Genomic DNA, 13991 nt, shown 5'->3' with positions numbered 1-13991 from the left:
GCGTGAAGCGCCACCTCGTCTCCGCCGCCGATCTCAGCCGCGACGACGCGCTGCTGATCCTGGACACCGCCGAGGAGCTGGCCCAGCTCTCCGGCCGGGCCGTCAAGAAGCTGCCCACGCTGCGCGGCCGCACCGTCGTCAACCTCTTCTTCGAGGACTCCACCCGGACGAAGACCTCCTTCGAGGTCGCCGAGAAGCGCCTCTCGGCCGACGTCATCAACTTCTCCGCCAAGGGTTCCTCGGTGTCCAAGGGCGAGAGCCTCAAGGACACCGCGCTGACCCTGCAGGCCATGGGCGCCGACGCGGTGGTCATCCGCCACCACGCCTCGGGCGCGCCGGCCCGGCTGGCCCAGTCCGACTGGCTGCACGGCAGTGTGATCAACGCCGGTGACGGCACCCACGAGCACCCGACCCAGGCGCTGCTCGACGCCTTCACGATGCGTCGCCACCTCAACCCGGGCCCGGGTCACGACCTGGCCGGCCGCCGGGTGACGATCGTCGGTGACGTCCTGCACAGCCGGGTCGCCCGCTCCAACGTCCACCTGCTGAACACCCTCGGTGCCCAGGTCACCTTCGTCGCCCCGCCGACGCTGCTGCCGATCGGCATCGAACCCAATCCCGACACCGGCGCGGCCGGGTGGCCCTGCGAGGTCAGCTACGACCTGGACAGCGTGCTCCCCAAGACGGACGCGCTGATGATGCTGCGGGTGCAGCGCGAGCGGATGAACGCCGCGTTCTTCCCGACCGAGCGCGAGTACAGCCGCCGCTACGGCATGAACGGCCTCCGGCTGGCCCGGCTGCCGGAGCACGCGATCGTGATGCACCCCGGCCCGATGGTCCGCGGCATGGAGATCACCGCCGAGGTCGCCGACTCACCGCGCTGCACCGCGGTCGAGCAGGTCGCCAACGGCGTCTCCGTCCGGATGGCCGTGCTCTACCTGCTGCTCGGCGGAGCCACCCTCGCCGACGCCCCCGCCGACGCCCCCCGCACCGAGACCGTGGAGACCGCTCAGTGACCACCTACCTGATCCGCAACGCCCAGATCCTCGGCGGCGCCCCGCAGGACCTCCTCCTCGCCGACGGTGTGATCAAGGAGATCGGCACCGGTCTGACGGCCGAGACGGACATCGAGATCGACGCCACCGGGCTGATCGCGCTCCCCGGCCTGGTCGACCTGCACACCCACCTGCGCGAGCCCGGCCGCGAGGACGCCGAGACCGTGCTCACCGGCACCCAGGCCGCCGCGATGGGAGGCTTCACCGCCGTCCACGCGATGGCCAACACCACCCCGGTGGCCGACACCGCCGGCGTGGTCGAGCAGGTCTGGCGCCTCGGCCAGGAGGCCGGCTACTGCGACGTCCGCCCGGTCGGTGCCGTCACCGTGGGCCTGGAAGGCAAGAAGCTGGCCGAGCTCGGCGCGATGCACGAGTCCGCCGCCGGCGTCCGGGTCTTCTCCGACGACGGCAAGTGCGTGGACGACGCGGTGCTGATGCGCCGCGCCCTGGAGTACGTCAAGGCCTTCGACGGCGTCGTGGCCCAGCACGCCCAGGAGCCGCGGCTCACCGAGGGCGCCCAGATGAACGAGGGCCAGGTCTCCGGCGAGCTCGGGCTCGGCGGCTGGCCGGCCGTCGCCGAGGAGTCGATCATCGCCCGCGACGTGCTGCTCGCCGCGCACGTCGGCTCCCGGCTGCACGTCTGCCACGTCTCCACGGCCGGCTCGGTCGAGATCATCCGCTGGGCCAAGGCCAAGGGCTGGGACGTCACCGCCGAGGTGACCCCGCACCACCTGCTGCTGACCGACGAACTGGTCCGCTCCTACGACCCGGTGTACAAGGTGAACCCGCCGCTGCGCACCGCCGAGGACGTCCGGGCGCTGCGCAAGGCGCTCGCCGACGGCACCATCGACGCCGTCGCCACCGACCACGCGCCGCACCCGGACGAGGACAAGGACTGCGAGTGGGCCGTCGCCGCGATGGGCATGGTCGGCCTGGAGACCGCGCTGTCGGTCGTCCAGCAGACCATGGTCGAGACCGGCCTGCTGAACTGGGAGGGCGTCGCCGACCGGATGTCGCGCCGCCCGGCCCGGATCGGCCGTCTCACCGGGCACGGCCGGCCGATCTCGGTGGGTGAGCCCGCCAACCTGGTGCTGTTCGATCCCGCGTACCGTGGTGCCGTGAACCCGGACAGCTTCGCCACCCGTAGCCGCAACACCCCTTACAAGGGCCTGGACCTGCCCGGACGGGTGCACGCCACCTTCCTGCGCGGCCGCGCCACCGTGCTGGCCGGCGAGCTCGCCGAGCAGGACGGCGCGCAGTGATGGACTACGCCACGCTCGCCAAGGAGCAGGCGAAGGTCACCAACTGGCCCGGCTACATCGGCTGGTCCGTCGGCCTGCTGATCCTGATCGGCCTCGTCTACTGGCTGATGCGCCAGGGCTGGAACTGGCGGCGCACCCTGCAGTCCGGCATCCCGCCGCTGCCCGCCGTGCCGGACGGCGCCGGGCGCACCATCCTGGAGACCAGCGGCCGGTACCACGGCACGACCACCGCCGGGAACTGGCTCGACCGGGTCGTCGCGCACGGCCTGGGCACCCGCAGCCGGGCCGACCTCACCCTCGGCGAGGACGGCCTGCTGGTCCGGCGCCCCGGTGACGTCGACCTGTGGATCCCGGCCGCGCAGCTGACCGGGGCCCGCACGGACTCCGGGATCGCCGGCAAGGTCGTCCCGTCGGGGCTGCTCGTCGTCACCTGGACGCACGACGGCTCCGAACTGGACTCCGGCTTCCGGGCCGACCACCCCGACGAGCACGCCGCCTGGGTCGAGGCGATCGCTCACCTTGCAACACGTACGCAGACGAAGATGACGGAAGAGGCCGCGCAATGACCGCACCTGCCCCCACCACGCAGCGCCAACGGCGGGAACGCGTCCCCGCCGTGCTCGTCCTGGAGGACGGCCGGACGTTCCGCGGCCAGGCCTACGGCGCGATCGGCGAGACCTTCGGCGAGGCGGTCTTCAACACCGGCATGTCCGGCTACCAGGAGACCCTGACCGACCCGTCGTACCACCGCCAGGTGGTCGTGATGACCGCCCCGCAGATCGGCAACACCGGCTGGAACGACGAGGACGACGAGTCCAAGCAGATCTGGGTCGCCGGCTACGTCGTGCGCGACCCCGCCCGGGTCGCCTCCAACTGGCGCTCGCGCCGCTCGCTCGACGAGGAACTGGTCAACCAGGGCGTCGTCGGCATCAGCGGCATCGACACCCGCGCGCTGACCCGCCACCTGCGCGAGCGCGGCGCGATGCGCTGCGGCATCTTCTCCGGCGAGGCGCTGGCCGACCAGGCCGCCCTGCTCGCCCGGGTGCAGCAGTCCCCCGAGATGAAGGGCGCCGACCTGTGCGCCGAGGTGGCCACCACCGAGGCGTACGTCGTCCCCGCGATCGGCGAGAAGAAGTTCACCGTCGCCGCGCTGGACCTCGGCATCAAGGGGATGACCCCGCAGCGGATGGCCGAGCGCGGCATCGAGGTGCACGTGCTGCCGGCCAACTCCACCCTGGAGGACCTCTACGCGGTCCAGCCGGACGGCGTCTTCTTCTCCAACGGCCCGGGCGACCCGGCCACCGCCGACCACCAGGTCGCGGTGGCGCAGGGCGTGCTGGAGCGCAGGACCCCGTTCTTCGGGATCTGCTTCGGCAACCAGATCCTCGGCCGCGCCCTGGGCTTCGGCACCTACAAGCTCAAGTACGGCCACCGCGGCATCAACCAGCCGGTGCAGGACCGCACCACCGGCAAGGTCGAGGTGACCGCCCACAACCACGGCTTCGCCGTGAACGCCCCGCTGGACAAGGTGAGCGACACCCCGTACGGCCGGGTCCAGGTCTCCCACGTCTGCCTGAACGACGACGTGGTCGAGGGCCTGCAGGCGCTCGACGTCCCCGCCTTCAGCGTGCAGTACCACCCCGAAGCTGCTGCCGGCCCGCACGACGCGGCCTACCTCTTCGACCGTTTCGTGAAGCTCATGGAGGGCCAGCGTGCCTAAGCGCACTGACATCAAGTCCGTCCTGGTGATCGGCTCCGGCCCGATCGTGATCGGCCAGGCCGCCGAGTTCGACTACTCGGGCACGCAGGCCTGCCGGGTCCTCAAGGCCGAGGGCCTGCGGGTCGTGCTGGTCAACTCCAACCCGGCCACGATCATGACCGACCCGGAGATCGCCGACGCCACCTACGTCGAGCCGATCACCCCGGAGTTCGTCGAGAAGATCATCGCCAAGGAGCGCCCGGACGCGCTGCTGCCGACCCTGGGCGGGCAGACCGCGCTCAACACCGCGATCTCGCTGCACGCGGCCGGCACGCTGGAGAAGTACGGCGTCGAGCTGATCGGCGCCGACGTCGAGGCGATCAACAAGGGCGAGGACCGCGAGCTCTTCAAGGGCGTCGTCGAGGCCGTCAACGCCAAGATCGGCCACGGCGAGTCCGCCCGCTCGGTCATCTGCCACACCATGGACGAGGTGCTGGCCGGCGTCGACACGCTCGGCGGCTACCCCGTCGTCGTCCGCCCCTCCTTCACCATGGGCGGCGCCGGCTCCGGCTTCGCCCACAACGAGGAGGACCTGCGCCGCATCGCCGGCCAGGGCCTGACCCTCTCGCCGACCACCGAGGTGCTCCTGGAGGAGTCCATCCTCGGCTGGAAGGAGTACGAGCTGGAGCTGATGCGCGACAAGCAGGACAACGTCGTGGTCGTCTGCTCCATCGAGAACTTCGACCCGATGGGCGTGCACACCGGTGACTCGATCACCGTCGCCCCGGCGATGACCCTCACCGACCGCGAGTACCAGATCCTGCGCGACATCGGCATCGCCGTCATCCGCGAGGTCGGCGTCGACACCGGCGGCTGCAACATCCAGTTCGCCGTCAACCCCGTCGACGGCCGGGTCATCGTCATCGAGATGAACCCGCGCGTGTCCCGCTCCTCGGCGCTCGCCTCCAAGGCCACCGGCTTCCCGATCGCCAAGATCGCCGCCAAGCTGGCCGTCGGCTACACCCTGGACGAGATCCCCAACGACATCACCGAGGAGACCCCGGCCTCCTTCGAGCCGACCCTCGACTACGTCGTGGTCAAGGTGCCGCGGTTCGCGTTCGAGAAGTTCCCGAGCGCGGACGCGACGCTGACCACCACCATGAAGTCGGTCGGCGAGGCCATGGCGCTGGGCCGCAACTTCCCCGAGGCGCTGCAGAAGGCGCTGCGCTCGCTGGAGAAGAAGGGCTCCCAGTTCTCCTGGATCGGCCCGGTGGGCGACAAGGCCGAGCTGCTGGCCAAGGCGGTCGTGCCGACCGACGGCCGGATCAACACCGTGATGCAGGCGATCCGGGCCGGCGCCACCGCGGAGGAGGTGTTCGAGGCCACCAAGATCGACCCGTGGTTCGTCGACCAGCTCTTCCTGCTCGACGAGATCGCCGGCGAGCTGGCCGAGGCCGCCGAGCTCACCCCGGACCTGCTGCGCCACGCCAAGCGGCACGGCTTCTCCGACACGCAGATCGGCGAGATCCGCGGCCTGAAGCCGGACGTGGTCCGCGAGGTGCGCCACGCCCTCGGCATCCGCCCGGTGTTCAAGACCGTCGACACCTGCGCCGCCGAGTTCGCCGCCAAGACCCCGTACTTCTACTCGTCCTACGACGAGGAGAACGAGGTCGCCCCGCGCTCCAAGCCCGCAGTGATCATCCTGGGCTCCGGCCCGAACCGCATCGGCCAGGGCATCGAGTTCGACTACTCCTGCGTGCACGCCTCCTTCGCGCTCGCCGAGGCCGGGTACGAGACCGTCATGGTCAACTGCAACCCGGAGACCGTCTCCACCGACTACGACACCTCCGACCGGCTCTACTTCGAGCCGCTCACCCTGGAGGACGTGCTGGAGATCGTCCACGCCGAGCAGCAGGCCGGACCGCTCGCCGGCGTCATCGTCCAGCTCGGCGGCCAGACCCCGCTCGGCCTGGCCCAGGCGCTCAAGGACAACGGCGTGCCGATCGTCGGCACCCAGCCCGAGGCGATCGACCTCGCCGAGGAGCGCGGCGCCTTCGGCCGCGTCCTGCGCGACGCCGGCCTGCCCGCGCCCAAGCACGGCACCGCCTTCTCCTTCGAGGAGGCCAAGGCGATCGCGGACGAGATCGGCTACCCCGTCCTCGCCCGCCCGTCCTACGTGCTCGGCGGCCGCGGCATGGAGATCGTCTACGACGAGGCCTCGCTCGCCTCCTACCTGGAGCGGCACGCCGGTCTGATCTCCGAGCACCCGGTGCTCATCGACCGCTTCCTCGACGACGCGGTGGAGATCGACGTCGACGCCCTCTACGACGGCACCGAGCTCTACCTCGGCGGCGTCATGGAGCACATCGAGGAGGCCGGCATCCACTCCGGCGACTCCGCCTGCGCGCTGCCCCCGATCACCCTCGGCGGCCACGACATCAAGCGCCTGCGCGCCTCCACCGAGGCCATCGCGCGCGGCGTCGGGGTGCGCGGTCTGATCAACATCCAGTTCGCCCTCTCCGGCGACATCCTGTACGTCCTGGAGGCCAACCCGCGCGCCTCCCGGACCGTCCCGTTCACCTCCAAGGCGACCGCCGTGCCGCTGGCCAAGGCCGCCGCCCGGGTCTCGCTCGGAGCCACCATCGCCGAGCTGCGCGCCGAGGGCATGCTCCCGGCCGAGGGCGACGGCGGCACGCTGCCCGCCGACGCGCCGATCGCGGTCAAGGAGGCCGTGATGCCGTGGAGCCGCTTCCGCGACGTGCACGGCCGCGGGGTGGACACCGTGCTCGGCCCGGAGATGCGCTCGACCGGTGAGGTCATGGGCATCGACAAGGTCTTCGGCACGGCCTACGCCAAGTCCCAGACCGGCGCCTACGGCGCGCTGCCGACCAAGGGCAAGGTCTTCGTCTCGGTCGCCAACCGCGACAAGCGCAACCTGGTCTTCCCGGCCCGGGCGCTGGTCGGCCTGGGCTTCGAGCTGCTCGCCACCGCCGGCACCGCCGAGGTGCTGCAGCGCGGCGGCATCCCCGCCACCGTGGTGCGCAAGCACAGCGAGGGCGAGGGCCCGAACGGCGAGAAGACCATCGTCCAGCTGATCCACGACGGTGAGGTCGACCTCATCATCAACACGCCGTACGGCACCGGCGGCCGCCTCGACGGCTACGAGATCCGCACCGCGGCCGTGGCCCGCGCGGTGCCCTGCCTGACCACCGTCCAGGCGATGGGCGCGGCCGTCCAGGGCATCGACCGGCTGCTGCGCGACGAGGTCGGGGTCATGTCGCTCCAGGAGCACGCCGAGCTGATCAACGCCGGCCGCAAGTAGTACCACCGCAGTGGGGGGCACCGAAAGCCAGTCGGGTGCCCCCCACTGCCATGCCCACCCGTCGCCCTTCCCCCGCCGGGCTGCGCCCGCCCCCCGATGTCGCCCGCCGGCCGGGCCCGCGCCTCGAATCCCGCTATCCGCTCCGGGAGTTGAACCACCCTTGTACAAGCTTCTGTTCGACCTGGTCTTCAAGAAGATGGACCCCGAGAAGGCCCACCACCTGGCCTTCTTCTGGATCCGGCTGGCCTCCTCGGTGCCCGGCCTGCGCACCCTGGTGCGGCTGGTGCTCGCCCCGCGCGACCGCGCCCTGCGCACCGGCGCCCTCGGCCTCGACCTGCCCGGCCCGTTCGGCCTCGCGGCCGGCTTCGACAAGAACGGCGTCGGCATCGACGGCCTGGCCATGCTCGGCTTCGACTACGTCGAGATCGGCACCATCACCGGCGAGCCCCAGCCCGGCAACCCGGCGCCGCGGCTGTTCCGCCTGGTCGAGGACCGCGCGCTGATCAACCGGATGGGCTTCAACAACCAGGGCTCGGCCCGGGTCGCCGCCCGCCTGGCCGCCCGCCCGCACACCAGCTCCACCCCGGTGATCGGTGTCAACATCGGCAAGACGAAGGTCGTGGAGGAGGCCGACGCGGTCGCCGACTACGTCAAGTCCACCGAGCGCCTGGCCAAGTACGCCGACTACCTGGTGGTCAACGTCAGCTCGCCGAACACCCCCGGGCTGCGCAACCTGCAGGCCGTCGACCACCTGCGCCCGCTGCTCGCCGCCGTCCGCGAGGCCGCCGACCGCACCACCGCGCACCACGTGCCGCTGCTGGTCAAGATCGCCCCCGACCTGGCCGACGAGGACGTCGACGCGGTCGCCGACCTCGCCCTGGAGCTGGGCCTGGACGGCATCATCGCCACCAACACCACGATCGGCCGCGAGGGCCTGCGCACCGACGCCGGGCGGGTCGAGGAGATCGGCATGGGCGGCCTGTCCGGCGCCCCGCTCAAGGCCCGCGCCCTGGAGGTGCTGCAGCGGCTGCGCGCCCGTACGCAGGGCCGGCTGACCCTGGTCTCGGTCGGCGGCATCGAGACCGCCGAGGACGCCTGGCAGCGGATCGTCCACGGCGCCGACCTGGTCCAGGGCTACAGCGCCTTCATCTACGAGGGCCCGTTCTGGTGCCGGAAGATCCACAAGGGGCTGTCCGCCCGGATCCGGGCCGCGGGCTTCCGCGACCTGGCCTCGGCGGTCGGCAGCGCCGTGCGCAGCTCGTGAGCGGCCCGGCTCCCGTCAAGACCCGTACGACCCTCGGACCACTCGGAAAGGACGACATGACCCTCGCCCCGTTCGGCGCCCGGCTGCGCCAGGCCCTCGACACCCGCGGCCAGCTCTGCGTCGGCATCGACCCGCACGCCTCCCTGCTCGCCGCCTGGGGGCTCGGCGACGACCTCGCCGGGCTGGAGACCTTCAGCCGCACCGTGGTCGAGGCGCTGGCCGACCGGGTGGCCGTGCTCAAGCCGCAGGCCGCCTTCTTCGAGCGCTTCGGCAGCAAGGGCGTCGCGGTGCTGGAGAAGACCGTCGAGGAGGCCCGGGCCGCCGGAGCGCTGGTCCTGATGGACGCCAAGCGCGGCGACATCGGCTCCACCATGGCCGCCTACGCGGAGGCCTTCCTGTCGCCCGCCAGCCCGCTGTTCTCGGACGCCGTGACGGTCAGCCCGTACCTGGGCTTCGGCTCGCTGCGCCCGGCCCTGGACCTGGCCCGGGAGCAGGGCTGCGGCGTGTTCGCGCTGGCGCTGACCTCCAACCCCGAGGGCGCCGAGGTGCAGCGCGCGGTGGGCGCGGACGGCGAGCCGGTCGCGGCCTCGGTGCTGCGACAGCTGGCGGCCGAGAACGAGGGCGCCGCGCCGCTGGGCTCCTTCGGCGCGGTGGTCGGTGCGACGCTGGCCGACGCGGGCGTCGAGCTGGCCATCAACGGCCCGCTGCTGGCCCCGGGGATCGGCGCCCAGGGTGCGACCATGGCGGACCTGCCGCGGGTGTTCCGCGCCGCGGTGATCAACGTGGTGCCGAGCGTCAGCCGGGACGTGCTCAAGCACGGTCCTTCGGTGGCGGCGCTGCGGGAGGCGGCGGACCGCTTCGTCGGCGAGTTCGCGGACGCGGTCAAGTAGGGGGGAGCGGGCGCGGTCGAGAGGGCCGGGCGGACGCGGTCGAGGACGCGGAGCGGGCACGGCACGAAGCGGAAGGCTTCCCGCTGGTAGCCGGTCGGTGACCCTGTGGAGTGTCCGCAGGACGGCGGCGGCGCCGCGGAGTCGACGTGAGCGCCGTCACATCGAGCCCGTCAAAGTTTCGCAATCGCGGTCATTTTGCCCGGGAAAGTCCTGGTCGGCCTTGGCTGACCAGGACTTTTCGTGTTCTTTTCCTGACGTGGCGCCGCAATACGGGTAGTGTCCGGCGATAGGTCATCGGCGAGCCGCGAATTCCGTGGCTCCCGCAGGTCAGGGCCTTGTGGTTCCTCTTGCGGACGGTGTCCTGGGTATCAAACCAGTCATAGCTCAATCCCATCCATCCACACCCTGAGGTGAACGGCGTGGCTCTTCCGCCCCTTACCCCTGAACAGCGCACCGCCGCGCTCGCCAAGGCCGCCGAGGCTCGCCGGGAGCGCGCCGAGGTCAAGAACCGGCTCAAGCACTCCGGCGCCTCCCTGCACGAGGTGATCAAGGCCGGCAAGGCCGACAACGACGTGATCGGCAAGATGAAGGTCTCGGCCCTGCTGGAGTCCCTTCCGGGCGTCGGCAAGGTCCGTGCCAAGCAGATCATGGAGCGCCTCGGCATCAGCGAAAGCCGTCGCGTCCGGGGCCTCGGCACCAACCAGATCGCCTCCCTGGAGCGGGAGTTCGGCGGGGGTGCCGCCTGACCGTGCCCCGGTGGTCCCGTCATCCTCCGCGATCCGGGATAATCGGTGCATGAGTGAGCGTCCGCGGCTGACCGTGCTCTCCGGCCCTTCGGGGGTCGGCAAGAGCACGGTCGTCGCTCATATGAGGAAGATGCACCCCGAGGTCTGGCTGTCGGTGTCGGCGACGACCCGCCACCCCAGGCCCGGCGAGAAGAACGGGGTCCAGTACCACTTCGTCGACAACGACGAGATGGACAAGCTGATCGCCAACGGCGAGCTGCTGGAGTGGGCCGAGTTCGCCGGGAACCGCTACGGCACCCCGCGCGCGGCCGTGCTGGAGAAGCTGGAGCGCGGCGAGCCCGTGCTGTTGGAGATCGACCTGCAGGGTGCCCGGCAGGTGCGCGAGTCGATGCCCGAGGCGCAGCTGGTCTTCCTGGCCCCGCCGAGCTGGGACGAGCTGGTCCGTCGGCTGACCGGGCGCGGCACCGAGCCGCAGGACGTGATCGAGAAGCGGCTCGACGCCGCCAAGATCGAGCTCGCCGCCGAGCCCGAGTTCGACACGACCCTTGTCAACACCTCGGTCGAGCAGGTAGCGGCCGAACTGCTAGCCTTGCTCGGTGTAGCCTGACCTGTCTGTCTTTTCCACCCTTTCGGAAGGTTTTCGCGTGTCCTCTTCCATGACCGCGCCCGAGGGCATCATCAACCCGCCGATCGACGAGCTGCTTGAGGCCACCGACTCCAAGTACAGCCTCGTGATCTACGCCGCCAAGCGCGCGCGCCAGATCAACGCGTACTACTCCCAGCTCGGTGAGGGCCTGCTGGAGTACGTCGGCCCGCTGGTCGACACCCACGTGCACGAGAAGCCGCTGTCGATCGCGCTGCGCGAGATCAACGCGGGCATGCTGACCGCCGAGGCGATCGAGGCTGCCTGAGGCTGTCGCTGATTTTCCGGGAGGGCCCGGCGGACTCGTTTCCGCCGGGCCCTCCCGTCGTGTGTCGGCGCGGGGTGGGGCGCTGCGCGACCGGCGGCTGAGGGGCCGTAGGGTGGGCGGGTTCCCGATGCGTAGAGAGGTCGGTCCATGACGACTGCGGACGCCCCCCGCGTGGTCCTCGGTGTGAGCGGCGGGATCGCCGCGTACAAGGCGTGCGAACTGCTGCGCCGCTTCACCGAGTCCGGCCACCAGGTCACCGTGGTGCCCACCGAGGCCGCGCTGCACTTCGTCGGCGAGGCGACCTGGGCCGCGCTGTCCGGCCGTCCGGCCGCCACCGAGACCTGGGAGCGCGTGCACGAGGTGCCGCACGTGCGGATCGGGCAGCAGGCCGACCTGGTCGTGGTCGCCCCGGCCACCGCCGACCTGATCGCCAAGGCCGCCCACGGCCTCGCCGACGACCTGCTCACCAACACCCTGCTCACCGCCCGCTGCCCGGTCGTCGTGGCGCCCGCCATGCACACCGAGATGTGGGAGCACCCGGCCACCCGGGACAACGTCGCCACGCTGCGCCGCCGGGGCGTGATCGTGCTGGAGCCGGCCGTCGGGCGGCTGACCGGCAAGGACACCGGCAAGGGGCGGCTGCCCGAGCCCTCGGCGATCTTCGACGCCTGCCGGGCCGTGCTGCGCCGCGGCGGGGCGGCGCCGACCGATCTCGCGGGCCGGCACGTCGTGGTGTCGGCCGGCGGCACCCGGGAGCCCCTGGACCCGGTGCGCTACCTGGGCAACCGCTCCTCCGGCAAGCAGGGCTACGCGCTGGCCGTGACGGCCGCTGCGCGCGGAGCCCGGGTGACCCTGCTCTCGGCCAACGCCGAGCTGCCGGACCCGGCCGGCGTGGACGTGGTGCACGTCTCGACCGCGCTGGAGCTGCGCGAGGCGGCGCTGAAGGCGGTCGCGGACGCGGACGCCGTGGTGATGGCCGCGGCGGTGGCGGACTTCCGGCCCGCCGCGTACGCGACCGGCAAGATCAAGAAGGTCGAGGGGGTCGAGCCGGCGCCGGTCGCGCTGGTCCGCAATCCCGACATCCTGGCCGAGCTGTCGGCCCACCGGCCCCGTTCGGGTCAACTGGTCGTGGGTTTCGCGGCGGAGACCGACGACGTGCTCGCCAACGGCCGCGCCAAGCTCGCCCGCAAGGGCTGCGACCTGCTCGTCGTCAACGAGGTGGGCAACGGAAAGGCCTTCGGCACGGACGTCAACGAGGCCGTCGTTCTGGGCTCGGACGGCAGTGAGACGCCCGTTCCGGTGGGCCCGAAGGAGGCGCTCGCGGACGTGATCTGGGACCTGGTCGCAAAGCGGCTGGAAACGGGCGGCAACTGATCGGAAAGGGCTGCGCGACGCTCAAGAATTCCTGGAGTGGGTGACGTTCGACGGAACCGTCCCGTTAGACTCCAGGAATCAAGTCTTTCCGGAGTTCCCGGGTCCCCGGGAACTTCAGTCAGCAGCCGCTGCAACCCCAGGGAGCGCTGTGTCTCGCCGCCTGTTCACCTCGGAGTCCGTCACCGAGGGCCACCCCGACAAGATCGCTGACCAGATCAGCGACACCATCCTTGACGCTCTCCTGCGCGAGGACCCGACCTCCCGGGTCGCCGTGGAGACGCTCATCACCACCGGCCAGGTGCACGTGGCCGGCGAGGTGACCACCAAGGCGTACGCGCCGATCGCCCAGCTCGTCCGGGACAAGATCCTGGAGATCGGCTACGACAGCTCCAAGAAGGGCTTCGACGGCGCCTCCTGCGGCGTGTCGGTGTCCATCGGTGCCCAGTCGCCCGACATCGCGCAGGGCGTCGACACGGCGTACGAGGCCCGGGTCGAGGGGTCCGCCCAGGGTGACGACGGTGACGACCTGGACAAGCAGGGCGCCGGCGACCAGGGCCTGATGTTCGGCTACGCGTCCGACGAGACGCCCGAGCTCATGCCGCTGCCGATCACCCTGGCGCACCGCCTCTCGCGCCGGCTGACCGAGGTCCGCAAGAACGGCACCATCCCGTACCTGCGCCCCGACGGCAAGACCCAGGTCACCATCGAGTACGACGGCGACAAGGCCGTCCGCCTCGACACCGTGGTCGTCTCCACCCAGCACGCCAGCGACATCGACCTGGAGTCGCTGCTCACCCCGGACATCCGCGAGTTCGTGGTCGAGCCGGAGCTGAAGGCGCTGGCCGAGCAGGGCATCAAGCTGACCACCGAGGGCTACCGCCTGCTGGTCAACCCGACCGGCCGCTTCGAGATCGGCGGCCCGATGGGCGACGCCGGCCTCACCGGCCGCAAGATCATCATCGACACCTACGGCGGCATGGCCCGCCACGGCGGCGGCGCCTTCTCCGGCAAGGACCCGTCCAAGGTGGACCGCTCGGCCGCGTACGCGATGCGCTGGGTGGCGAAGAACATCGTCGCCGCCGGCCTCGCCCGCCGCGCCGAGGTGCAGGTCGCGTACGCGATCGGCAAGGCCGAGCCGGTCGGCCTGTTCGTGGAGACCTTCGGCACCGAGACCGTGCCGGTCCTCAACATCCAGAAGGCCGTCTCCGAGGTCTTCGACCTGCGCCCGGCCGCGATCATCCGCGACCTGGACCTGCTGCGCCCGATCTACTCCCAGACCGCCGCGTACGGCCACTTCGGCCGTGAGCTGCCGGACTTCACCTGGGAGCGCACCGACCGGGTGGAGCAGCTGAAGGCTGCCGTGCAGGACTGACGTCCCCCCGCACTCGAAGCGGCGCCCGCCCCTCCCCGGGGGTGGGCGCCGCTCGCGTTCGTGCACGGTGTCGGTGTGACCTGGTAGTACTTGGTG

At 71.4% G+C, this 13991-nt stretch carries 12 protein-coding genes; all 12 read left to right on the top strand.

Translation table 11 applies throughout. From position 1 onward, the window contains the following. Positions 1-2 precede the first annotated feature (2 nt). Positions 3-1016, top strand: a complete 1014-nt coding sequence (locus ABTY56_RS16315; protein ID WP_350629435.1) for an aspartate carbamoyltransferase catalytic subunit — start codon at positions 3-5, stop codon at positions 1014-1016. Beyond that, positions 1013-2317, top strand: coding sequence for a dihydroorotase (locus tag ABTY56_RS16310; protein WP_350629434.1), 1305 nt, complete (start codon positions 1013-1015; stop codon positions 2315-2317). The genes ABTY56_RS16315 and ABTY56_RS16310 overlap by 4 nt, the downstream gene beginning before the upstream one ends. After that, positions 2317-2883 carry a PH-like domain-containing protein gene (locus ABTY56_RS16305; protein ID WP_350629433.1) on the top strand — a complete coding sequence of 189 codons (567 nt, stop codon included), beginning with the start codon at positions 2317-2319 and terminating at the stop codon, positions 2881-2883. Before ABTY56_RS16310 ends, ABTY56_RS16305 begins: the two co-directional genes overlap by 1 nt. Next, positions 2880-4037: a glutamine-hydrolyzing carbamoyl-phosphate synthase small subunit gene (gene carA / locus ABTY56_RS16300; protein WP_350629432.1), complete on the top strand. Its 1158-nt coding sequence runs from the start codon at positions 2880-2882 to the stop codon at positions 4035-4037. Before ABTY56_RS16305 ends, carA begins: the two co-directional genes overlap by 4 nt. After that, positions 4030-7338 (top strand): carbamoyl-phosphate synthase large subunit, encoded by a 3309-nt coding sequence (gene carB, locus ABTY56_RS16295; RefSeq protein WP_350629431.1) that lies wholly within the window; start codon positions 4030-4032, stop codon positions 7336-7338. The genes carA and carB overlap by 8 nt, the downstream gene beginning before the upstream one ends. A gap of 160 nt (positions 7339-7498) precedes the next feature. Continuing rightward, entirely contained in the window at positions 7499-8602 is a 1104-nt protein-coding gene (locus tag ABTY56_RS16290) for a quinone-dependent dihydroorotate dehydrogenase (protein WP_350629430.1), read from the top strand. Between the two features lie 56 nt (positions 8603-8658). Further along, positions 8659-9492, top strand: coding sequence for an orotidine-5'-phosphate decarboxylase (gene pyrF, locus ABTY56_RS16285; protein ID WP_350629429.1), 834 nt, complete (start codon positions 8659-8661; stop codon positions 9490-9492). Positions 9493-9911: 419 nt separating this feature from the next. Next, positions 9912-10238, top strand: coding sequence for an integration host factor, actinobacterial type (gene mihF / locus ABTY56_RS16280; RefSeq protein WP_030056187.1), 327 nt, complete (start codon positions 9912-9914; stop codon positions 10236-10238). Between the two features lie 49 nt (positions 10239-10287). Next, positions 10288-10845 carry a guanylate kinase gene (gene gmk / locus ABTY56_RS16275; RefSeq protein WP_350629428.1) on the top strand — a complete coding sequence of 186 codons (558 nt, stop codon included), beginning with the start codon at positions 10288-10290 and terminating at the stop codon, positions 10843-10845. Between the two features lie 37 nt (positions 10846-10882). Next, positions 10883-11149 carry a DNA-directed RNA polymerase subunit omega gene (gene rpoZ / locus ABTY56_RS16270; RefSeq protein ID WP_030240625.1) on the top strand — a complete coding sequence of 89 codons (267 nt, stop codon included), beginning with the start codon at positions 10883-10885 and terminating at the stop codon, positions 11147-11149. A 147-nt stretch (positions 11150-11296) separates the two neighbouring features. Continuing rightward, complete coding sequence (coaBC, locus tag ABTY56_RS16265) at positions 11297-12523, top strand: bifunctional phosphopantothenoylcysteine decarboxylase/phosphopantothenate--cysteine ligase CoaBC (protein WP_350629427.1); 1227 nt, start codon at positions 11297-11299, stop codon at positions 12521-12523. A gap of 148 nt (positions 12524-12671) precedes the next feature. Beyond that, entirely contained in the window at positions 12672-13895 is a 1224-nt protein-coding gene (gene metK / locus ABTY56_RS16260; RefSeq protein WP_350629426.1) for a methionine adenosyltransferase, read from the top strand. The last annotated feature ends 96 nt before the right edge of the window (positions 13896-13991 follow it).

Source organism: Kitasatospora sp. NPDC097691, assembly GCF_040302665.1.
In the GTDB taxonomy this organism is placed as follows: domain Bacteria; phylum Actinomycetota; class Actinomycetes; order Streptomycetales; family Streptomycetaceae; genus Kitasatospora.
Note: the sequence above shows the minus strand (reverse complement) of the source record. Positions and strands in the feature narration are given on the sequence as shown.